The organism is Pseudomonas sp. SWI44 (genome assembly GCF_002947915.1).
GTDB lineage: Bacteria > Pseudomonadota > Gammaproteobacteria > Pseudomonadales > Pseudomonadaceae > Aquipseudomonas > Aquipseudomonas taiwanensis.
Window position 1 is genome coordinate 157811 of record NZ_CP026674.1, and the last position, 22172, is coordinate 179982.

General features: G+C 63.0%; 19 protein-coding genes. 10 read left to right on the plus strand and 9 right to left on the minus strand.

The genetic code is table 11. The features are described 5' to 3' along the window. Window positions 1-4: 4 nt before the first annotated feature. Window positions 5-823 carry a DUF4123 domain-containing protein gene (locus C4Q26_RS00740; RefSeq protein WP_104882564.1) on the minus strand — a complete coding sequence of 273 codons (819 nt, stop codon included), beginning with the start codon at window positions 821-823 and terminating at the stop codon, window positions 5-7. Next, window positions 820-2892, minus strand: a complete 2073-nt coding sequence (locus C4Q26_RS00745; RefSeq protein WP_104882565.1) for a type VI secretion system tip protein VgrG — start codon at window positions 2890-2892, stop codon at window positions 820-822. Before C4Q26_RS00745 ends, C4Q26_RS00740 begins: the two co-directional genes overlap by 4 nt. 257 nt (window positions 2893-3149) lie before the next feature. Here C4Q26_RS00745 and C4Q26_RS00750 point away from each other — a divergent pair, with 257 nt between their 5' ends. Then, a complete protein-coding gene (locus C4Q26_RS00750; RefSeq protein WP_023380120.1) occupies window positions 3150-3830 on the plus strand; it encodes a response regulator transcription factor in 681 nt (226 codons plus the stop codon). Next, the gene (locus C4Q26_RS00755) at window positions 3808-5199 is read left to right on the plus strand and encodes a HAMP domain-containing sensor histidine kinase (protein ID WP_023380119.1); all 1392 of its coding nucleotides are present in this window, start codon (window positions 3808-3810) and stop codon (window positions 5197-5199) included. Before C4Q26_RS00750 ends, C4Q26_RS00755 begins: the two co-directional genes overlap by 23 nt. Before the next feature lie 104 nt (window positions 5200-5303). Here C4Q26_RS00755 and cysS read toward each other — a convergent pair whose 3' ends face one another. Both cysS and C4Q26_RS00765 read right to left on the minus strand, forming a co-directional pair. Next, window positions 5304-6686, minus strand: coding sequence for a cysteine--tRNA ligase (gene cysS, locus C4Q26_RS00760; RefSeq protein ID WP_027907822.1), 1383 nt, complete (start codon window positions 6684-6686; stop codon window positions 5304-5306). Window positions 6687-6695: 9 nt separating this feature from the next. Further along, the gene (locus C4Q26_RS00765) at window positions 6696-8399 is read right to left on the minus strand and encodes a glutamine--tRNA ligase/YqeY domain fusion protein (protein ID WP_023380117.1); all 1704 of its coding nucleotides are present in this window, start codon (window positions 8397-8399) and stop codon (window positions 6696-6698) included. Window positions 8400-8646: 247 nt separating this feature from the next. On the opposite strand from C4Q26_RS00765, the gene C4Q26_RS00770 reads away from it, so the two are divergent. Beyond that, complete coding sequence (locus C4Q26_RS00770) at window positions 8647-9147, plus strand: peptidylprolyl isomerase (protein ID WP_104881891.1); 501 nt, start codon at window positions 8647-8649, stop codon at window positions 9145-9147. Next, a complete protein-coding gene (gene lpxH / locus C4Q26_RS00775; RefSeq protein WP_023380115.1) occupies window positions 9144-9866 on the plus strand; it encodes a UDP-2,3-diacylglucosamine diphosphatase in 723 nt (240 codons plus the stop codon). The genes C4Q26_RS00770 and lpxH overlap by 4 nt, the downstream gene beginning before the upstream one ends. 85 nt (window positions 9867-9951) lie before the next feature. Here the strand turns inward: lpxH and C4Q26_RS00780 are convergent, their stop codons facing one another. Beyond that, the gene (locus tag C4Q26_RS00780) at window positions 9952-12261 is read right to left on the minus strand and encodes an acylase (RefSeq protein WP_104882371.1); all 2310 of its coding nucleotides are present in this window, start codon (window positions 12259-12261) and stop codon (window positions 9952-9954) included. A 197-nt stretch (window positions 12262-12458) separates the two neighbouring features. Here C4Q26_RS00780 and C4Q26_RS00785 point away from each other — a divergent pair, with 197 nt between their 5' ends. Further along, window positions 12459-12830: a fe2+ zn2+ uptake regulation protein gene (locus tag C4Q26_RS00785; protein WP_104881892.1), complete on the plus strand. Its 372-nt coding sequence runs from the start codon at window positions 12459-12461 to the stop codon at window positions 12828-12830. Window positions 12831-12866: 36 nt separating this feature from the next. Here the strand turns inward: C4Q26_RS00785 and C4Q26_RS00790 are convergent, their stop codons facing one another. After that, on the minus strand, window positions 12867-13055 hold the full coding sequence (locus tag C4Q26_RS00790) for a hypothetical protein (RefSeq protein WP_023380111.1): 189 nt from the start codon (window positions 13053-13055) through the stop codon (window positions 12867-12869). A 484-nt stretch (window positions 13056-13539) separates the two neighbouring features. Here C4Q26_RS00790 and C4Q26_RS00795 point away from each other — a divergent pair, with 484 nt between their 5' ends. Both C4Q26_RS00795 and C4Q26_RS00800 read left to right on the plus strand, forming a co-directional pair. Continuing rightward, window positions 13540-13908 (plus strand): Mor transcription activator family protein, encoded by a 369-nt coding sequence (locus C4Q26_RS00795; protein WP_023380109.1) that lies wholly within the window; start codon window positions 13540-13542, stop codon window positions 13906-13908. Between the two features lie 318 nt (window positions 13909-14226). Continuing rightward, on the plus strand, window positions 14227-14886 hold the full coding sequence (locus C4Q26_RS00800) for a carbonic anhydrase (protein WP_023380107.1): 660 nt from the start codon (window positions 14227-14229) through the stop codon (window positions 14884-14886). A gap of 139 nt (window positions 14887-15025) precedes the next feature. On the opposite strand, the gene C4Q26_RS00805 is transcribed toward C4Q26_RS00800, so the two are convergent. From C4Q26_RS00805 to C4Q26_RS00815, 3 genes are all read right to left on the minus strand, one after another. Then, window positions 15026-15634: a DsbA family protein gene (locus tag C4Q26_RS00805; protein WP_158664646.1), complete on the minus strand. Its 609-nt coding sequence runs from the start codon at window positions 15632-15634 to the stop codon at window positions 15026-15028. Between the two features lie 94 nt (window positions 15635-15728). Next, entirely contained in the window at window positions 15729-16631 is a 903-nt protein-coding gene (locus tag C4Q26_RS00810; protein ID WP_041925474.1) for a LysR family transcriptional regulator, read from the minus strand. Between the two features lie 124 nt (window positions 16632-16755). After that, the gene (locus C4Q26_RS00815) at window positions 16756-17970 is read right to left on the minus strand and encodes an MFS transporter (protein ID WP_104882566.1); all 1215 of its coding nucleotides are present in this window, start codon (window positions 17968-17970) and stop codon (window positions 16756-16758) included. 239 nt (window positions 17971-18209) lie between these two features. Between C4Q26_RS00815 and C4Q26_RS00820 the strand changes: the two genes are divergently transcribed. The 3 genes from C4Q26_RS00820 to C4Q26_RS00830 are packed head-to-tail and all read left to right on the plus strand — an operon-like array spanning window position 18210 to window position 22172. Then, window positions 18210-19478, plus strand: coding sequence for a cytochrome c (locus tag C4Q26_RS00820; protein ID WP_104882567.1), 1269 nt, complete (start codon window positions 18210-18212; stop codon window positions 19476-19478). After that, complete coding sequence (locus C4Q26_RS00825; RefSeq protein ID WP_023380100.1) at window positions 19475-19957, plus strand: (2Fe-2S)-binding protein; 483 nt, start codon at window positions 19475-19477, stop codon at window positions 19955-19957. Before C4Q26_RS00820 ends, C4Q26_RS00825 begins: the two co-directional genes overlap by 4 nt. Beyond that, window positions 19941-22172, plus strand: coding sequence for a molybdopterin cofactor-binding domain-containing protein (locus C4Q26_RS00830; protein ID WP_027907003.1), 2232 nt, complete (start codon window positions 19941-19943; stop codon window positions 22170-22172). The genes C4Q26_RS00825 and C4Q26_RS00830 overlap by 17 nt, the downstream gene beginning before the upstream one ends.

Here is a 22172-nt window from a genome sequence, read left to right on the forward strand (position 1 = left end):
TTCGTCAGCCCACCGTGCGATAGCGCAACCGGTGCAGATGCATCTGCGGACTTTCCCCAGCCTGTGGCCCCCACTCCTCTGGCAACACCAACCCCGGCATACTCAGGCTCTGCACCAGCAAGAACTCGCGTTGCTGCGGCGTCTCCCAGCCCCAGGCGCGGGCACGCGCCAGTTGCGTACGCAACCAATCAGGGTGACCAGGGGGTTCGAACACCTTCAGGTAGGCCGCGAAGTGGTGGGCCAGGAGGAATCGATGTGCATTGGCCAGCAACACCGCTTCGCTGCCTGAGCCGTGCGCCAGCCAAACAGGCGCTGTCGGCAAGGGATGATCACCGGGCAACGGGTTGTCGACCTGCGCCCACCGCTGCCCGTCCCAGTAGCAGATGCTGATGGCCTGCCCCAGGTAGGCAGGCAGGGCAGCCGAGGGCAACCGCTGCAAGGCCGCCGCCAGAATGCGGTTGTCATGGAAGCGGTACAGCGCCTGCTGCGGTCGCTGGCCGATCAACAGCCGCGCCCGCCAATGCGCAGCCCAGGCGGCCAGCGCATCGGGGGCCAGGCTGGCCAGCCAGCCCCAATGCCGTTGTGGCTGATCCAGCAGCGCCTGAACGGTCTTCGCCTCGGGCTCGCCAATCAAGAAGCAACTCGGCCCCAGGGTCGCCATGTGCGCCACTTCGGTCTGGGCATATAACGCACACCAGCGCTCGCTCGGCAGGCACGCGAGCAGGGACGTGCGCTCGTCGAAGCCGCTGTCCAGCACCAAGGCAATCTCGCGACCGCAGGCGCGCTGCTGCGCCATCCAGGCCCGAGGCGATACCGCGCTCATTGCACACCTCCCAACGCCGCCACGCCTTCGCGGCAGCCCTCGCAAACCGGGCAATAGGCCGCTCCGAGTAACCGGCTCTGCTGCATCAACGCCGCTTGCGTCGGCGCCATGCTCGCCGGCAATGCCCCCGGTACCTGTACGCCACCCCCCTGCCCTGGCGACAAGGGGTTGGCGACGAGACTGGCAGCCGGCACGCCACCAAGCTGAACGGGACTGCTGGCGAAGATCCCGGCGCCATTGATGACCAGGTGCTGACCTGCGACTCTCAGGGTGATACTCGCCCCACCCTCCACGACCACCTCACGCTCCGCCGACAGCTGCATTTGCTGACCGGCATGCTGGGCGAGCACGGTGCCGACCCGGACCTGACGACCCAGGTCGACGGTCAGGTGATCGCTGGAGCGCAGCAGGACACGGCGGTCGCCGCCGACCGTGCACCCTGCCTCGGCCTCCAGCGTGACGTGGCTGTCGCCCTTGACCAGCACCTGCTGGCGGTTGCCGACCTCCAGCAGGCTGTCATGCTCGACCCATTGCTCGAAATCGCGCTGTGCGCGCAGGTACAGCAATTCGTTGCCGTCGCGGTCATCCATGGCCAACTCGTTGTAGCCACCGCTGCCTCCCAGGCTGCGACTGCGCAAGACGGTACGGGCCTTGGCGTCCGGCAGCGCATACGGTGAAGGGTGCAGGCTGTCGGGCAGACACCCGCTGACCACTGGTTGGTCCGGGTCGCCATCGAGAAAGCTCACCACCACTTCCATGCCGACCCGCGGCAAGCACACCACACCATGACGATCACCGGCCCAACTCGACATCACCCGCAACCAGCAGCTGCTGTGTTCGTTGCCCTGGCCTTCACGGTCCCAGTAAAACTGCACCTTGACCCGTCCCAGTTCGTCGCAGTACACCTCCTCGCCCTTGGGCCCGGTCACCCGCGCGGCCTGGCAACCAGGCATGCGCGGCGGGGGACGGGTCATGGCCGGACGGTAGATGACGTCCCAGGGCGTGGCAGTGAAGTGATTGGCATAGCGCGGCGCTTCGCTGACGGCCCCCTCCTGGCCACCGTTCTCCTCCAATACCTGTGGCTGACGCCCCTCATGGCGTAGGCTGGTCAGCAGCCACAGGTCGTTGAAGTCAGCGCGGGGGTGGCCCGTCAGGCTCATCAAGTGGCCACTGACCAGGAGAGGTTCATCACTGTCGCCCTGGGCCTGGCGGTGGTCGACCCGGCAACGCTCCAGGGCACGCTTGCTCATCGTGCTGCCACGGCGCTGCTCCAACGTCTGGCGCAGGCCGCCCGGGTAGGCGTAAAACTCGATATCCGGCGCACGGAGCCCGGTATTGCTACGGCTGGCATAGGCCAGCGGCGCAGCGGCCTTGCGAAAGTCATGGTCGCGCAGTTCCACGCGGCTTACCGTGGTCTGCACCGCCACACTGAATGCCTGGATGACCGGCCCGTCGGGTTGCAGCCCGGCGGGCGGCACGAACGGGACCGCGGTGGCCAGTTTCGGGAAATAGGACTGGTGATCGGCGAACACCACCCGATGCCCCTGCGGCGAATGGACGAAGTGGTAATGAATGCCCTCTTCCTGGCACAACCGCTCGACGAAGGCCAGGTCGCTCTCTGCGTATTGCACGCAGTAATCGCGGGGCGGTGATGGCTCGGCGAGGTGAAACTGGTAGGCGTCGGACAGTATGCCGTGCTCTTCGAGCAGGCGGGCGACCACCTGAGCAACCGTGCGGCCCTGGAAGATGCGGTGGTTGCGACGCAGTCCCAGGCGGGCCATTTGCGGCTCTAGCCTGGCGTGGTAGTGGGTCAGGCGCTTGCCGCTGGCACCCTGACGCAAGCGCGAAATCACGCCATGCACACCGCTGCCCCGTGTGTCGAAGGCGAGAAACGCCTGCTGGTTGAGCAGTGTTTCCAACGGCAGGTCGGCGCGCTCGCTGACCAGTTCGATATCGAAAGAGAACAGGCTGCTGATGCCTTCGCCGCCGCTGAAGGCCAGCACGCGCATGTCATCGGGCAACCTGTCCGCAAGAAAGCGAATTGCCCCGTAGCCATATGACTTGAACATCCGATGTCCTTTGATGTGGGTTGGACCAATGCCTGTCAATCGGCAAAGACCGGAACCTACCAAGAACATCCGCGAATATATGTAGGACGCTTCACTACTGAATGTAGGATTGATCTAAATCCGCCCAACAACCGGCTTGGCGCAGAGGCGGCGGCTCGGCCAACGCTTGCTACCCGGTGGCAGATGAATTTTTCTTAAATTCCGGGCAGTCTATTCTTTGGCACAATCCAGTCTCCATTCGCCGCCCAGGAACCAGCATGCCACGCGTACTGACCATCGAAGACGACGCCGTCACCGGCCAGGAAATCGTCGCCGAACTCACCAGCCACGGCCTGGAAGTGGATTGGGCCGACAATGGCCGTGAAGGCCTGGCCAAGGCCATTGCCGGTGGTTATGACCTGATCACCCTGGACCGCATGCTGCCCGAGGTCGACGGCCTGACCATCGTCACCACCCTGCGCAACCTGAAGATCGCCACGCCGATCCTGATGATCAGCGCCCTGTCCGATGTCGACGAGCGGGTACGTGGCCTGCGCGCCGGCGGGGATGACTACCTGACCAAGCCGTTCGCATCGGATGAAATGGCCGCGCGGGTCGAAGTGCTGCTGCGGCGCAACAGCGTGCCCATGACCCAGACCCGCCTGCAGGTCGCCGACCTGGAGCTGGACTTGATCAGCCACGAGGCACGTCGCGGCGAGCAGACCCTCAACCTGCTGCCCACCGAGTACAAGTTGCTGGAGTACCTGATGCGCCACGCCGGCCAAGTGATCACGCGGATGATGATTTTCGAAGAAGTCTGGGGGTACCACTTCGACCCTGGCACCAACCTGATCGACGTCCACATCGGCCGTCTGCGCAAGAAGATCGACTCACCCGGCCAGTCGCCGCTGATCCGTACCGTACGGGGCTCCGGCTATGCCATTGCTGAACCCGTCTAAGGGCTGGAGCTCGTCCACCAGCCGCCTGCTGGCGCTGTACAGCTTCCTGTTCGTGGCCTGGAGTTGCATCCTCATGGGGGTGCTGTACTTCGAGGTGTCCAGTTACCTGAACAAGCTCACTCGCCATTCCATGCTGCAGCGCCAGCACTTGTTCGCGCACATGAGCGGCAAGCAACTGGACGATGCCCTGATCGCCAGCCAAGCCTTCGAAGAGCGCAGTTTCGACGCCTATGGCCTGTTCGACGCGCAGCTCAACCCGATTGGCGGGCGTATTCGCGCCATACCTCAGGAACTTGGGCTGGACGGCAAGGTGCATGAGCTCAAGCGCTGCCTGGATGCCGATGACCCGCACATGCCGCGAGACAGCTGCGATGCCGTGGCCATCAAGGTGCAGGATGGCCGCTGGCTAGTGCTGGTGCGCGACAATGGCTCGTTGTTCGTGGTCACCCGGATCATCCTGCATGCCTTGCTTTGGGGCATCTCGCTGACCCTGATCCCAGGCTTCGCTGGCTGGTACCTGCTGCGCCGCCGCCCTCTCAAGCGCATCCGCGCGATCCAGGCCCAGGCCGAACTGATCGTCGCCGGCGACCTCACCCACCGCCTGCCGCTGTCGGCACGGCGTGACGAGCTGGATATGCTGGCGGCCATCGTCAATGCCATGCTCGACCGTATCGAGCGGCTGATGCACGAGGTCAAGGGCGTGTGTGACAACATTGCCCATGACCTGCGCACGCCGTTGACCCGCCTGCGCGCACAGCTGTATCGAATTCGCCAGCAAAGCGCCGTCGACTCGGCCGAAGCCGAGGCGCTGGACCAGGCGATTGGCGAAACCGATACGCTGATGGCGCGTTTTCGCGGGTTGCTGCGCATCAGTGAGCTGGAGGACCGCCAACGCCGGGCCGGCTTCGTGCAGCTGGATCCGCATGGCCTGCTGGTGGAGCTGCATGACTTCTACCTGCCGCTGGCCGAGGACGGTGGCATACGCCTTTATCTGGAACAGCCCGCGCAACTGGCGGCGCTACACGGCGACCGGGAACTGCTGTTCGAGGCGCTGGCCAATCTGGTCGGCAACGGGATCAAGTTCACTCCCGAGGGCGGGCGTGTGGTCATCTCGGCGACCCAGGACGAGGCCGGGGTGCATATCGCCATCGAAGACAGCGGGCCGGGCATTCCTGAAGAGGAGCGCGCCGCGGTGTTGAAACGCTTCTATCGCAGCGAGGAAGGTCACCGTCATGCAGGGTTCGGGCTGGGGCTGTCGATCGTGGCGGCGATCGTCGACCTGCATGGGTTCGCGCTGGAAATTGGGGCCAGCGAGTTCGGTGGGGCGAAGTTGGTGATGCATTGCCCGCTGGCGGGGCTGGCCAAGTAACGACCGGGACTGCCTCGCAGCCCAATCGCCGGCACGCCGGCGCCTACATGACACTGAGAGATCCTGTAGGTGCCGGCGTGCCGGCGAACGATCCGCTAACGCGATCAGTCGGCCAGACGCCAGGTGGTCCCACCCTTGCTGTCTTCCAGCACCACGCCCATGGCGGTCAGCTGGTCGCGGATACGGTCCGATTCAGCCCAGTTCTTGTCGGCACGTGCCTGCAGACGCGCCTGGATCAGCGCCTCGACTTCGGCCGCATCGACCTTGCCCTCGGCACCGGCGCGCAGGAAGTCATCAGCCTCCAGCTGCAGCACACCCAGCACATCCCCCAACTCACGCAGACGCCCCGCCAGGCCGGCAGCGGCCTCCAGGTCAGTCTCCCGCAGGCGGTTGATCTCGCGTACCAGGTCGAACAGCACGGCGCAGGCTTCGGGCGTACCGAAGTCGTCGTTCATCGCCACGCTGAAGCGCTCGACGAACTCTTCGCCCCCCTTGGCTGCCACGCGCGGCAGGCCACGCAAGGCGTGGTAGAACCGCTCCAGGGCGCCCTTGGCATCACGCAGGCTGTCCTCGGAGTAGTTGATCGCGCTGCGGTAATGGCTGGCCACCAGCAGGTAACGCACCACTTCGGGGTGATACTTGTCGAGCACGTCGCGAATGGTGAAGAAGTTGTTCAACGACTTGGACATCTTCTCGCCATTGATGCGGATCATGCCGCAGTGCATCCAGGCGTTGGCGTACGGCTTGCCGGTGGCCGCCTCGCTCTGGGCGATCTCGTTCTCGTGATGCGGAAACTCAAGGTCGCTGCCGCCACCGTGGATGTCGAAGCTCTCGCCCAGGCAGCAGGTGGACATCACCGAGCACTCGATGTGCCAGCCCGGACGGCCAGGGCCCCACGGCGAATCCCAGTACGGCTCGCCCGGCTTGACGCCTTTCCACAACACGAAGTCCAACGGGTCCTGCTTGGCTTCGTCGACTTCGATGCGGGCGCCGATGCGCAGGTCTTCGATCTTCTTGCGCGACAGCTTGCCGTAACCGACGAACTTGCCGACGCGGTAGTACACGTCGCCATTGCCCGGGGCGTAGGCGTAGCCTTTGTCGATCAGGGTCTGGATCATCGCATGCATGCCGGCGATATGGTCGGTGGCACGCGGTTCCAGGTCCGGCTTGAGAATGTTCAGGCGGCGCTCGTCCTCGTGCATCGCGTCGATCATTCGGGCAGTCAGCGCGTCGAACGACTCGCCGTTCTCGTTGGCCCGGTTGATGATCTTGTCATCGATGTCGGTGATGTTGCGCACATAGGTCAGCTCATAGCCGCTCTTGCGCAGCCAGCGGGTGACCAGGTCGAAGGCCACCATGCTGCGACCGTGGCCCAGGTGGCAGTAGTCGTACACGGTCATGCCGCAGACGTACATGCGCACCTTGTTGCCATCGAGCGGCTTGAAGACTTCCTTGGTTTTGCTCAGCGTGTTGTAGATGGTAAGCACGGCGGTTCCTTAGCTGCCCCAGGAGTCACGCAGGGTGACGGTGCGGTTGAACACCGGACGGCCAGGCTGGCTATCCTTCAGGTCGGCGCAGAAGTAGCCTTCACGCTCGAACTGGAAGCGGTCTTCCGGCTGTGCCTGGGCCAGCGATGGTTCGGCACGGCAACCCGTCAGTACTTGCAGCGAGTCCGGGTTGATGTTGTCGAGGAAACTGCCACCGTCTTCGGTTTTCTCCGGGTTGGCGGAGCGGAACAGACGGTCGTACAGGCGCACTTCGCATTCGACGCTGCCTTCGGCCGGTACCCAGTGGATCACACCCTTGACCTTGCGGCCTTCAGGGTTCTTGCCCAGGGTGTCGGGGTCATACGAGCAGCGCAGCTCGACGATGTTGCCGTCGGCATCCTTGATGGCTTCGTCGGCACGGATCACGTAGCTGCCGCGCAGGCGCACCTCGCCGGCTGGCTCCAGGCGCTTGTAACCCTTGGGCGGCTCTTCCATGAAGTCGTCACGGTCGATGTACAGCTCGCGGGCGAATGGCAGTACGCGCACGCCCATGTCTTCCTTCGGGTGACGCGGCAGTTCGAGCTGCTCGACCTTGCCCTCCGGGTAGTTGGTGATGACCACCTTCAGCGGACGCAGCACGCACATGGCACGAGGCGCGGTGCGGTCCAGGTCGTCACGGATGCTGAACTCGAGCATCGACATGTCGACCACGCCGTCGGAACGGTTGGTGCCGATCATTTCGCAGAAGTTGCGGATCGACGCTGGGGTATAGCCGCGGCGGCGGTAGCCCGACAGGGTCGACATGCGCGGGTCGTCCCAGGCCTCGACGTGCCCTTCGTCGACCAGCTGCTTGAGCTTGCGCTTGGAGGTAATGGTGTAGTTCAGGTTCAGGCGGCTGAACTCGTACTGGCGCGGGTGCGCCGGTACCGGCAGCTTGTCCAGGAACCAGTCGTACAGCGGACGGTGGCTTTCGAATTCCAGGGTGCAGATCGAGTGGGTGATGCCTTCGATGGCGTCCGACTGACCGTGGGTGAAGTCGTAGTTGGGGTAGATGCACCACTTATCACCGGTCTGGTGGTGGTGGGCGTGACGGATGCGATACAGGATCGGGTCGCGCAGGTTCATGTTCGGCGAGGCCATGTCGATCTTGGCACGCAGCACGCGCTCGCCATCCTTGAACTCACCCGCCTTCATGCGGGCGAACAGGTCCAGGTTCTCCTCGACGCTGCGCTCGCGGAACGGGCTGTTCTTGCCAGGCTCGGTCAGGCTGCCACGGTATTCCTTGGCCTGCTCCGGGGTCAGGTCGCAGACGTAGGCGTTGCCCGACTTGATCAGGTCCACGGCCCACTCATGCAATTGCTCGAAGTAGTCCGAGGCGTAGCGCACCGGGCCCGCCCACTCGAAGCCCAGCCACTTGACGTCGCGCTGGATGGAGTCGATGTACTCCTGGTCTTCCTTGGCCGGGTTGGTGTCGTCGAAACGCAGGTGGCAGACGCCGCCGAACTCCTTGGCCAGGCCGAAGTTCACACAGATCGACTTGGCGTGGCCGATGTGCAGGTAGCCATTGGGCTCTGGCGGGAAGCGGGTGACGATGCTGCTGTGCTTGCCCGAGTCCAGGTCGGCCTGGACGATCGGCCGCAGGAAGTTCGCAGGGACGGCGGGGGCGCCTTTGGCAGCGGCGTTGGGCGCGTTGTCGGCAGTGGGCTTGCTCATAGGATCCTTGAATGCACGTGTCCGGCCTGGGTAGGCCGATTGAATCAAAGGGCCTATCATAGCCGAAGCAGTCAAGCTGCTGACAGCCGGGCTCGGACAAACTGCCGCGATTTATCGCTGCTATTTGTCGCAAGCTGGCAAAATAGCCGACGCAGGCCATGTGTCGTGCCGGCCGGATCCTGCGTCAGTTGCCATTATGCGCCTGACGCACCCTATTCCCGAATGCCTTGAAAGAGCGAATTTCAGCATGTCCAAAGTCAAACTGAGCACCAACCACGGCGACATCGTCCTGCAACTGGACGCCGAGAAAGCGCCGAAAACCGTTGAGAACTTCGTTCAGTACGTCAAAGACGGCCACTACGACGGCACCGTCTTCCACCGCGTGATCAAGGGCTTCATGATCCAGGGCGGCGGCTTCGAAGCCGGCATGAGCCAGAAGAAGACCCGCGCCAGCATCCAGAACGAAGCCGACAACGGCCTTAAGAACAAGAAGTACAGCATCGCCATGGCCCGGACCATGGAGCCGCACTCGGCCTCGGCGCAGTTCTTCATCAACGCCAACGACAACGACTTCCTCAACCACAGCGGCAAGAACGTTCAGGGCTGGGGCTATGCCGTGTTCGGCGAAGTGATCGAAGGCCGTGAAGTCGTCGACGCCATCGAAACGGTCGCCACCGGTTCCAAGGCTGGCCACCAGGACGTGCCGAAAGACGACGTGGTCATCGAGAAAGCCGAGATCATTGAGTGATTCTGCTGATCTCCGATCTGCACTTGCAAGAAGAACGCCCGGACATAACCCGGGCGTTTCTTGATCTGCTCGACGGTCGTGCCCGCCACGCCAAGGCGCTTTACATCCTTGGTGACTTCTTCGAAGCATGGATCGGCGACGACGCGATGTCGCCCTTCCAGCAGTCGATCGGCCAGGCCATGCGCCAGCTGAGCGACAGCGGCACGGCGATCTACCTGATGCATGGCAATCGTGACTTCCTGATCGGCCAGGACTTCTGCGAAGCCGCCGGCTGCACGCTACTGACCGACCCAAGCGTGATCGAGCTCGGTGGCGAACAGGTGCTGCTGATGCACGGCGACACCCTGTGCACCCGCGACCTGGCCTACATGAAGCTGCGTCGATACCTGCGCAACCCGGTTAGCCTGTGGGTACTGCGCCACCTGCCGCTATCCACGCGGCAGAAGCTGGCGCGCAAGCTGCGCAGCGAAAGCCGCGCGCAGACACGCATGAAAGCAACCGAGATCGTCGACGTCACGCCCGAAGAGGTCCCGAAGGTCATGGCGGCGCACGGTGTGCGCACCCTGGTCCATGGCCATACCCACCGACCGGCGATTCACAAGCTGGTGGTCGAAGGTGAGCCAGCGCGGCGCATCGTTCTGGGCGACTGGGACCGTCGGGGCTGGGCCCTTCAGGTGGACGAGCAAGGGTTCCAGCTGGCGCCTTTCGAGTTTTCCTGATGCTGTCGATCCTATCGCCGGCAAGCCGGCCCCTGCAGGCCCGTGTCGACCTGCAGGAGCCGGCTTGCCGGCGGTGAGGCCGCCCTCATTTCACGCTCACAACCGCCCCATCCCGCTCGCTGATCACATACTGCCGATACTGCGGGTCTGCCTTGATCTGCGCCTCGGTAAACGGAATCGGCGCCAGCTGTTTGGCGGAGAAGGCCTTGGTCTGGTCGTTCGAATGTGCCGAACCGGCTTCACTGGACTGCGAAAACGCCAGCAGCCCTCGGGCCTGCGGCCCCTGCTCGGTGAACTTGACCAGTTGCAGGTAGCTGGTGCCACTGACGACCCGTCGCTTGCCCGGCCCGTGCGGCACGCTGTAGATCGCGTTGTATACGCCCAAGCCTTGTGGCCCGCCCGGCACTGGCGTGCCATCGGCAGCCTGTTGGATCTGCCCCCACTGGCTGTTTTCCCCTACCCCGGCTTGTGCGACTGCCTGCAATGACGCCAGCGCGGCGTGATGGAGCAGCTTGCGTACCGCTGCCTGTTCGACGGCCAGCCCCCGGGGCGTGTGCTGCGGATCGGCCGGGTCGAAGGCCACCCGCCAGCTTTGCGGGTGTTCGGCCAGCGCCTCGACAATGTTTTCGAAATGCACCAGGCCGACGCCACTGTTCAGATCAGCCTTGCCGTTCCACGCTGCCAGGCTGGCGCAAACGGTCTGCACGTCAGCCTCGGCTTCCTTGCACCACTGCATCAGATCCGGCAGCACCAGGCTGGCGAGATAGACCTCGTCATCGGTCACCATGCGCTGCAAGTCATCGATACCCACCTTCGTCTCGCCTTGCAGGCGCTGCAGGGCAAAGCGCCCGCGCATGCCAAGCGGTTGATCATCGCGGCTGACCAGTGGCGAGAAACCCGTCAGGGGCTCGGCAGGGTTGGCCATCCAGGCGGGGTCATTGGAGTTTTGCACGAAGTCGGAGCGCTCAAGGCTTGGTAGCAGACGCGCGGGGAAGATACCCGGCTGAGCCGCCTGGGCATCGACTTTCCACTGGCACGCACTGCGCGATCCATCCAGCACCACCAGTGGGCCCTGGGCTGCCGGGTGACTGCAGTGGCTCAGCAACTCCTGGTCGACGTACGGCACCACCGACTGGTTGAGGTACAGCGTTCGTCCTGCGGCGTCTACCGCCAGGGTGTTGACCCAGGGAATGCCCTGGAGGCTGGCGATCGAGCCTTTGAGCGCGTCCAGGCTTCCCGCGCGGTTGATCTGGTACCACTGCTGCAACACACGGGTGTTGTCCAGGTTGGCGTCGCGCAGGCTGTAGGCAGCTTGGCTGTCCCAGTCCAGTCGGCCCGGCCATTGCACCACCGGGCCGAACGTCGAGGCATAGACCTGGCGCTGCACTTGGCTCAGGCTGCCGTCTTCGGACTTGACGGTGATGCTCACGGTTTGCGGCATGAGTGGCAGCGACTGGCCATCGAGCAGGTAGCGGGTCGGGTCCTTCGGGTCCAGTTGCAACCGGTACAGGGTGAAATGCTTCGAGGTATCGACGGTGTGGGTCCAGGCCAGGTGCCGGTTGAAACCGATGTTGATCACCGGCAACCCCGGCAGGGCAGCGCCCATGACATCCAGTTGGCCAGGAATGGTCAGCTGCATCTGATAGAAACGCATGCCACCCACCCAAGGGAAATGTGGGTTGGCCAACAACAGCCCGCGACCATTGGCTGAGCGCTCTGCGCCGACGGCCACCGCGTTGCTGCCGCGCTCGGAAGCGAAGCGCGACTGCTGTGCCAGCGCCGCAGTAAAATCGCTGGCGGCCCGCTGAGTCGCCCGTGTCGGCGGCTGCGCGCCTACCACGGCCTCGGCAAACTGCCCCACCCCACCCTCCACCAGCAACCGCCGGGTCAACTTGACCAGGTCCAGACTGGTGATCGGATGCAACCACTGCCCTGTTCCGCATTCGGCCGGCAGGCCCGCGGCACGGCGCTCGCCCAGTGCACGGTTGTAGCCGCTGGCATAGCCTTCGAGCAACTGCCGTACGGCGGTCGGCTGTGCCTGCAGGAAGCCATTGACCGCTGATGGGCGGTTGAGCCAGGTGAAGAACAGGTCGCTGGTCAGGTTGTCGCGCTGCTCCACGGTCTTGCCCTGGGCCCCAAAGTAGCGGGAGCGCTCGCCATTGACGGTCAATACCTCATTGGCCAGCAAGCACAGGTTGTCCTGCGCGTAGGCGTAGCCAATCCCATACCCCAGGCCGCGCTCGTCCTTGGCCACGATGTGCGGGACGCCAAAGCTGGTGCGGCGGATCTGTGCGCTGGCCTCGTCACCGGTATCCCGAGCCTGGGCAGCAACGCTGAAGACAACCAGGGCTACCGCCAGGCTGGCACAGGTCAGTGGACGCGAAAGTGTGAACACGGGCATTCCTCGGATTCAAGGGTCATCCCGATCAGACGAATGGCTGAATGAAAATTTTACGCAATGCCCGCGCATCCAAGGTCTTGATCAGGCCGAGGCAATTTTTTTTACGCCAAGGCTGCAGATTTGCCGCTCTCATTCGTCCTAGTAAGTGAGGCACCCATATTTCGGGACAGTCCACGAAAAGGAGCATTCACATGTACCACCCGCAACCCACGATGCAGGCCGGGCATGCGCCGGTCACGGCGCCCAACGGAGCGGTCGCCAGCGGGGATGAACGCGTTGGCAACGAACAGATTCGCGAGTTGCTGCGCAGTTATGGCCTGCGCACCAGCCTGATCCGCCTGAAGGTGATCGACGCCCTGCACACGGCTGACCGCAACGGCCGCAGCATCGGCGTGCGCGGTGTGCACGCCCAGCTTGAACAACTGGACATACCGCTTTCATTCCTGAGTGTCCGGGAGGTGCTCAAGCGCCTGTGCGCCGAAGGTGTGATCTGCCTGGGCAGCGACAAATGCTACAGCCTCGATCCCCAGGCGCGCGCCGTGTTGGAGCAGGCCGCGCGCTGAGCGGATGGCCGGCCAGGACTGGCCGGCCGGCACGGGTCAGGGTTTGACCTTGCGCCGCAGTATCCCGTTGATTACCACCACGACCACCGCAATGACGATGGCGCACACCTGGAACGTCTGCTCGCTGATCACCCCTTCTTTCTGCAGGTGAGACAGGCCCAGCATGAGGCCCAACACCACCAGGATGATCAAAAGGGAGTATTTGAGGCGCTGCACATGTGTCATCGAAGGTTCCTTGCAACATCAGAGGCAAATGGCTCGCATCGAGCCGCGGCCATGATACAACGCCAACCGTCATCGGCGCTGCATTTCCTGCCTGGCGTGCTTCGACGCACCTGAGCACATGGGCCTTGCGCCCACTGCCAAGGTATCGATAGCCATGGCCACGATGCCAGCGTCCTGGCCCCTTCCCCTCTGCCCCCCCGGCACAAATGAGGGTACTGAGACCCAATGCAGCAACGGACGCTGGCCCCGTCGGAAAACAAAGGCCTGGAGCCAAAAACCGACGCCTTATCCTACAGCCCACGAAATCGCTGCCTGCAACAAGTGCTCCGCTAGGCTACAGCGCCCAGTCCGCTTGGCGCCTAGCGGCTCAGCTCGCCGCTGTCTGAAAATCCAGTCACGCCATCAGCAACCGATCGGTGGCGATCGCAGAGTCGCAACGTTGGATGTTCAACGCGCGCATCCCATTTGTCCTGAGGGGGCCCACATGGAATCACTAGACCTGAGCTGCATCGATATCAGCCAATTACCGCATTCGCTGCAATCGCTCATCGAGTGCATCGGCATTGAAAATGCTTACCGCCTGACCTGCTCCTACGGCGGCAGGCCAAAATACATCCCCAAGCATCGCGAACGCTCCAAGCTGACCGATGTACTGCCGCCACAGGCTCTGGATGCCCTGATCAAACGCTTCGCTGGCGTGGCGCTGGAAATTCCCAAGGCCGATCACTTCCTGCGCCAGCTGCGCAACCTGCAAATCCAGCAAGAAAGCGCCAAGGGCTTGTCCCGCAGCCTGTTGGCCGATAAGTACGGCCTGAGCCTGCGCCAGATCGGTAACATTCGCCGCCAGGCCTGAGTGACCCGTTTGAACTGAAATTCTTCCATCGAGGTTTGAAATGGATCCAAGCCAGCCCTGATGAGCCCGTTAGCCGTTGCAACAGCTGCCGCCCGGAATCTGCATTTCAAGTGCAATGCACCCTGCTGGGCGGTTCGAGGATCAATGACCAGACTTGGGCCTGCGGACTAGGCGTTCGTTGCAGGGTTGCGGCGCGGGGAATTCCGCTAATCGACGACAGCCACTGGGCACGAGCTTCGCGATGATGACGGCCACAACGGCACCGTGGCATATTGAATGCTCGTGACCTGATCCTGGCATTCGGATTTGGAGGATTCCATGCGTGACATCATTGACGGCTTTCTGCGCTTTCAGCGAGAGGTTTACCCCCAACGCGTCGAGCTATTCAAGCAACTCGCGACGACGCAAAACCCGAAGGCATTGTTCGTCACCTGCTCGGACAGTCGTGTCGTACCTGAACTTCTTACACAGCGCGAACCGGGCGAACTGTTCGTGATTCGCAACGCCGGTAACATCGTGCCGTCCTATGGACCCGAACCCGGCGGCGTCTCGGCAACCGTCGAATATGCGGTCGCGGTGCTCGGCGTGCAGGACATCGTGATCTGCGGCCACTCCGACTGCGGTGCGATGGGCGCGATTTCACGCTGCACTTGTCTGGACCATCTTCCCGCGGTCGCTAGCTGGCTGCGGCACGCAGACGCCGCAAAAGCGATCAACGCGGCGCATGCGTTCGACACGCCTCGCGCCAAGCTCGACGGCCTTGTGCGGGAAAACGTGATTGCGCAACTGTCGAACCTTCGTACCCACCCCTCGGTCGCACTGGCGCTCGAGCAGGGGCGTTTGAACCTGCACGGCTGGGTCTACGACATCGAGGCGGGTTGCATCGATGCGCTTGATGGCGCGACACGAAAATTCGTCTCACTTGCAGACTCGCCGAACACGGTCGCGATCGCTGCGCGCAACAGCAGACAGATCTGATGGCGAAAGCCACAAGCGACATCGAGGCAAGCAAAGCCCACGATGGCTATGGCCAGGTGGCTAGCGCAGGGTCAGTCCAGACCTTGTCTAGGCTCAGCTACCGCGGCCTAGCCGCACAGTCACCTGAACACGGCCCACCTCAGATGAACATTGGCATTAATACGCCGGGCGTCTGCGCGCCGAAGACAACGGCCCCATTAATGCACAAAGAGGGAATCACACGTCCAGCCCAGGCGGCGACAGAAGCTTCGGTTTCCTGCAATTCATCGCTGAAAGCGGCACTTTGCATGAATGCCTGAATGTCGCCGAAGGACGCCATCTCGCGCCCCAGCAACTTTTCCAGCATGGCCGGATCACCTATGTCCTGACCATGGCAATACAAGGCTTGGTACACGCTTTCCACGAATGGCCGGGCAGGCCTGGCGCTGCGCTGCAACCACAGCACCGCCGCAAGCGCCAGCCGCGTGTCCGGAACGCAGACGATTGCGCTGAACGCCGGTTCAATGCCCAGCATTTGCAGTTCCGTTGCCACGAGGGACTGATGGAGCACCGCTTGTGTCCCGAAGCGGTACGCCAGGAAGTCGCGGTAGGCCATGCCGGCTGCCGATCGACTCAGCACGCAGCGGCAGGGTTGAAAGGTAACATTCAGTTCTCTATTGGCCTGGGTCATCGCGATCACGAGCCGGCGCATTGCGACCCAACCCCAAGGGTCGAGAAAGTCGAACGCCAAGATCGGTGGAGTCTGCATGATTACTACCCTGAAGGATTCGTTCATCCAAGGGTAAGGCGTTACGGGGACAGACTGAAGCCACGCACCACGCAATGGAGCGTTGCGTACGCAGCTATGCGATATTGAGCAACTCTTTCATGAACTGCGCAAATACCTTGATGCGTGTCGATTCACGGTTGATCGGCAAGTAGACGATGTTGATCGAGGAATTGACGGATATCGGGTTCACTTCATATTCCGGCAGCAAGCGGGTGAGCCGCCCCTGCTGCACATCCTCGGCGACCAGCCAGTCGGCCAACAGTGCAATGCCCTGCCCTGCAACGGCTGCTTGCCTGAGAATATCGGCATTGTTGCTTTGCATCCGCCCCTGAACCGAAACCGGCAGAGTCTGGTCAGCAACTTCGAAAAGCCAGTCTCGCATCGGCCCACCGTAGTCGAATCGCATACAAGAATGGGTGCTGAGTTCGCCTGGCTGAGTGGGCGCACCATGCTGTTCAAGGTACGCCGGGCTTGCCACCAGCCAGCGTTGAAAGTGACCGATGGTGGTGCAGATGACTTCCTCGCTGGAGACCGTCGAGCCCAAGCGAACGGTCAGATCGATTCGGTCCTTGAACAGATCCACCCTCTCATCGCTGAGGTTCAGGCTCACCTCCACCCCCGGATGACTCGCCAGAAACCGGCCCAAGTGGGGTGAGATCAGGCGCCGGCCGAACTCCACTGGCACGCTGACCCGAAGCTTGCCTTTGGCTTCGCTTCCTCTGTCCGTCACCCTGCTGTCAGCGGCAGCGAGCGCATCGAGGATGGCCACCGCGCTTTCGAAATAGGCCTGCCCCAAGTCGGTCGGGCTGTTCTGGCGTGTGCTGCGGGTGATCAGCGTGGTGCCCAGCTCCGACTCCAATGCGGCAACCTGACGCGCTACGGAAGAAGTTGCCACGCCAAGCTTTCGGGCCGCTGCGGAGTATCCACCGCAGCGCACCGTCTCAACGAACATGCTTAACGCGAGAAACTTATCCATATTTCCGACTCCGTTGAAGATCCATCCGGCAAGCCAGTGTCGTCACCCGTCGACGCTGCTGGCAGGCTGGATGATAGTCATGTGAACGGACGTGGAAATAGAACAGGCGTGCTCAGCTCATCGATCAGCGCTTGCCCACATGCTTCATGAGGAAAATCACCAGCGCCACGGCCGGAAACGCAGCGGCAGTGAAGATCGTGGCTGGCCAGCCAAAGCGCTCATAGAGCGGGCTTGCAAGCATCGAACCCAGTGCACCGCCGACAAAGATGCTGGTCATGAACACGGCGTTCAGGCGTGCTCGGCTGTTGGGGTCCAGCGCATAGACCTCGCGTTGCCCAAGCACCATGTTCAGTTGCACCGCGAAGTCCAAGGCGATTGCCGCTGCCACCAGTCCCAGGTAGCCCAGCCCCGGAATACCACCGATCAGCAGCGCTACCGGTGCCAGTACCAATGCCACCAAGGTACTGACGTGGCCATGCCCTGCATCGGCCAGACGGCCGGCGATGGGGGCCGCGACGGCACCCACTGCGCCGACCAGCGCGAACAGCGCCACCCCATTCTGGCTGAAGCCATAGTGACGGATCAGCTCGATCGGCACGATGGTCCAGAAGAAGCTGAAGCTTGCGAACAACAGGCCTTGATACAGCGAGCGTTCCCGAAGAACGGCATATTGCTTGGCAAGGCCGAACACCGAACCAATCAGACGACCATAGGTGGTGTGATGGTTAGGCATGCGCTTGGGCAGCAGTACGGCGACCAGCAAGGCAATCGCGACCATCAGCACCGCAGCGCTGAAGAACACACCTCGCCAGCCAATGTATTCGGACACCAGGCTCGCTACGGGGCGAGCGAGCAAGATCCCGAGCAGCAGGCCGCTCATGATGTTGCCCACCACCCGGCCACGACTGCTTTCAGGTGCCATGTGCGCGGCCAGCGGTACCAGGATCTGCACGGCGACGGAAGTCAGGCCGATCATCAACGCCGCGATCAGGAACAGCGAGGGCGAGTCCGCAAACCCTGCTGCCGCGAGAAACCCGCCGACGACCAGGGTAAAACCGATCACCAGGCGTTTGTTTTCCATCAAGTCGGCCAGCGGGACCAGGAACAGCAAGCCCGCTGCATAACCGAACTGGGTCAACGAAACGATCAGGCTGGCATGTTCGGGCGACAGGCCAATGCTCGGCGCGATCAGTTCGACGATGGGCTGGGCGTAATAGAGGTTTGCAACCACCGCACCGCAGCAGAATGCGAGGAACACGACCAGCGCTTTGGATAGCGTCGGGGTTGCATCGGCATGCACCGACGGTGAAACAAGTACTTCAGGGCTGCTCGCTGACATGGCGTCATCTCCGGATGGGTTGAAAAGTTCAGGAGCAAGCCTATGCGCCAAGGCGAGGCGTTGGAATATGAACGCCCAGCAACGAAGCTGTGCATGTTGCGCAAAACTGCCAGCGTTGCGTGAACAGCAAAGCTTCCTTGCGCGAGGGACCTATACCCCTGGAAAACCTGCTCCTTTACGCTCAGGCCCTCAACCAATCGGTACCGAACACGCCGAGGTTGGAGATGAGGAGATCTTCGATGTCGCGTAACAAGCGTTGGGCATCCGTGGCCGTTGCCCTTGCAGTAGCAGGGTTGGCGGCAGCGTTCGGGTTGATGTGGCGACCTGCTATCGACCCGATCGAGCGGCCAGCAGCCTTCGATGCCGCGCAGATCGCTCGCGGCGCCAAGGTCGTTACAGCCGGAGACTGCGCGGTTTGCCATACACGTCCCGGTGGTAAATACCTGGCAGGTGGCCTGCCACTGGTAACGCCGTTTGGCACGCTCTACAGCACCAACATCACGCCTGACGCCGAAACGGGCATTGGCCAGTGGCCGCTCGCAGCGTTCGAACGCGCCATGCGCGACGGGGTTTCCCGCGATGGGCATTTCCTTTATCCAGCCTTCCCATACAAGCACTATCGCCTGCTCAGCAATCACGACCTGGCGGACGCCTACGCCTATCTGATGAGCGGGCCGCCAGTGTATGAGCCCGCCTCCCCCAACCGCATGAAGTTTCCAATGAACATTCGCCCGCTGGTCGCGGGCTGGAACCTTCTGTTCTTGCATACACAGCCCTTCGAGCCGACAGCGCAGCAATCGCCACAGTGGAATCGTGGCCGCTATCTGGTCGAAGGCGCAGGCCACTGTGGCGGTTGCCACACGCCTTTGAACTTTCTCGGTGCCGAGAAAGACAGCCAGGCGCTTTCCGGTGGGCTGGTCGATGGTTGGGAAGCGCCCTCCCTGCTCGGCCTTGCCCGTCGCGAAAAGCCTTGGACGCAGGCACAGTTGGTGGGCTATCTGCAGGCCAAGGTGGTTGACGACCATGGCACCCCAGCCGGGCCGATGCGCCCGGTCAGCCAGGAACTGGCGCGACTGCCGCAGGCCGACGTCCAAGCCATTGCCCACTACCTGCTGAGCTTGCCGGCGCCGCGTCGTAAACCGACCGACGACCATTCGGACACGGTGGTAACGGCTGAGTCGACCAGCCTTGGTCGCGATCTTTTCCAGGGCGCTTGCGCGGGCTGCCACGGTGCTGCGGCGCCGATGCGCACCATCGACGGCCGGCCTTCACTGGCGGCCACATCCGCGGCTCAGGCCCATGAGCCACGCAATTTCATCAAGACGGTACTTGAGGGCATTCCTCCCACACCCGGCGAGGCCGGCCCAGCCATGCCCCCCTTCGCTGCCAGCCTGAACGACCGACAGCTCGCCGCCCTGGCCTCGTACGTCAGGCAGCAGGCGAACCCGGAGCAGCCGTGGAGCGGAGTGGACTCGACTATCGAAGCGCTGCGCGAGGAGGCCAAATGAGCAACGTCAATCTCACCGTCAACGGCAAGGTGCACAGCCTGGACATCGATCCGGACATGCCATTGCTCTACGCCTTGCGTAACCACCTGCAACTCAACGGCGCCAAGTACGGCTGCGGGCTGGGCCAGTGTGGCGCCTGCACGGTCATCGTCGACGACAGGCCGGTGTTCTCGTGCGTGACGCCATGTTCAGGCATGGAAGGCCGCAAGATCCGCACGCTCGAAAGCCTGGGCACGACAGAGCGGCCAGGCCCCCTGCAGCAAGCCTTCATCGATACCCAGGCGGCCCAGTGCGGTTACTGCATCGCTGGGATGATCATGCGCGCGCAGGCCCTGCTGGAGAAAAACCCTCGCCCCGACGAGGACACCCTTCGTGCCCACATGGCGACGAACCTGTGTCGCTGCGGCACGCACCTTCGGATCATTGAAGCGATCACCCGCGTCGTTGAAAACGGTGGAATCCATGTCGTCCAGAACTGAATTCAGTCGCCGCGCATTCCTTCAGGGCAGCAGCCTGCTGATGGCCTTCACGTTGATGCCAGCCGCGCGCAAGGCGCTGGCCGATACTGAGGTGGATACCCTGGGTACGCTCGTGCTCGCCCCGGATCTGCCCGGCAGCTTGCGCACCAACCCTTACCTGGACGCCTGGATCAGGGTTGGTGCAGAGGGGATCACCGTGTATACCGGCAAGGTGGAGCTAGGGACCGGCGTCAAGACCGCGCTTGTGCAGATTGCGGCAGAGCGTCTGGATGTCGCACCAACAGCGATCACCTTTCTCACGGCCGACACGGCCCTGACGCCCAACGAAGGCTACACGGCCGGCAGCCACACGATCTTCGACAGTGGCACGGCGTTGTTCAACGCCGCTGCTCAGGTTCGCCAGATGCTCCTGGAGTCGGCCGCCAGACGCTGGGGCGTCGATGCCGCATCGCTGAAGACCGCTGACGCGATGATCATCGCCCCGTCCGGCCTGCGCATGAGTTATGCCGAGGCCGTGGCCGGTGTGGACTTGCATCGACACGCCAAGGCCGAGTCACCGCAAAGCGCACCGGAGCAGTTCAAGCTCATCGGCCACGCCATTCCACGCCTCGACATCCCTGCAAAAGTCACCGGCGCCGCGGCGTTCGTCCAGGACATGCGGCTACCGGGCATGGTCCACGCGCGGGTCATCCGGCCACCAAGGCCTCGCAGCACGCTCACCGGTTTCGATATGCAAGCTATTGAAAGCCTTCCAGGCATCGTCAAGGTGGTCAAGGATGGCAACTACCTCGCCGTGGTGGCCAAGGATGAATGGCAGGCCGTCACCGCCATGCGCGCAGGCTACGAATCAGCGACCTGGAGCGGCGCAGAGGTGATTGCGGACCAAGCCGTCATTCACCAGCTGCTGCCCAGGCTGCAATCCAGGCGCTACCCAATCAAGCATGAAGGCTCAGCGGCGCCTTCCAGTGGCAAGACGTATCGGGCGCGCGTCACCAAGCAATACTTGATGCACGGTTCGATCGGCCCCTCCTGTTCGGTGGCCTGGTTCAAGGACGGTACGCTGACGGTCTGGAGCCACACCCAAGGTGTATTCCCACTGCGCGCCGGCATCGCCGAGATGGTCGGCCTGCCGCTAAGCGCCGTGCGTTGCATCCATGTCGAAGGCTCCGGATGCTACGGGCACAATGGCGCCGATGACGCGGCAGCCGACGCTGCGCTGATCGCCCTACAGGTGCCGGGCGTCCCGGTGCGTGTGCAGTGGATGCGTGAACAGGAGAACCTGTGGGAGCCCTACAGCTCGGCCATGCTCACCGAACTGGAGGCGGATCTGGACCGCAACGGCCGAATCAACCATTGGAAATACGAGCTCTGGACCACGCCGCATAACGAACGCATCACCAATGCCGGCCGCCTCGTGCCCGCGCGCCTGCTCGCTCGGCCGTTCACCTCGGCGCCCTCCATTCCGATCGCGCAGCCCGAAGGCGATGGTGACCGCAACGCAATCCCGTTGTACCAAACGGGCGCGAGCACTATCGATATGAATTTCATCACGCAAATGCCATTTCGCACCTCGGCGATGCGCTCGCTTGGGGCGCACATCAACGTCTTCGCCATCGAGGCTTGCCTGGACGAACTGGCTGGCCAGGCAGGGGTGGATCCCGTGGAGTTCCGCCTGAGCCACCTCACCGACCCCAGGGCCCGGGCTGTCATCGAGCGGGCCCGCAGTGAATTCGGCTGGCCACGGCGATCGCCCACCCCAGGCTCGGGCATTGGCATGGGCTTCGCGCGCTACAAGAACATCATGGGCTACTGCGCAGTGGCGGTGGAAATCCAGGTACATCCGCAAACCGGCGAGATCGAGATCCAGCGGGTGGTCACGGCCGTCGATGTAGGACAGATCGTGAACCCCGATGGGCTGCGCAACCAGGTGGAAGGCGGCATCGTTCAGTCCAGCAGCTGGACGCTGTATGAGGCAGTCAGTTATGACGCCGGTGGTGTGCGCAGCTACGACTGGAGCGGCTATCCGATCCTGCGCTTCCCGCAGCTTCCCAAGCACGTGCAAGTGCACATGATCGACCAACCTGGCCAGCCCTTCCTCGGGGCCGCTGAAATCGTGCAGGGTCCGATGGCTGCCGCGCTGGGCAATGCGCTGGCAGATGCCACAGGACACCGACGGCTCGCCCTGCCGCTCACCCGTTCCGGTCAGCAAGGGTAG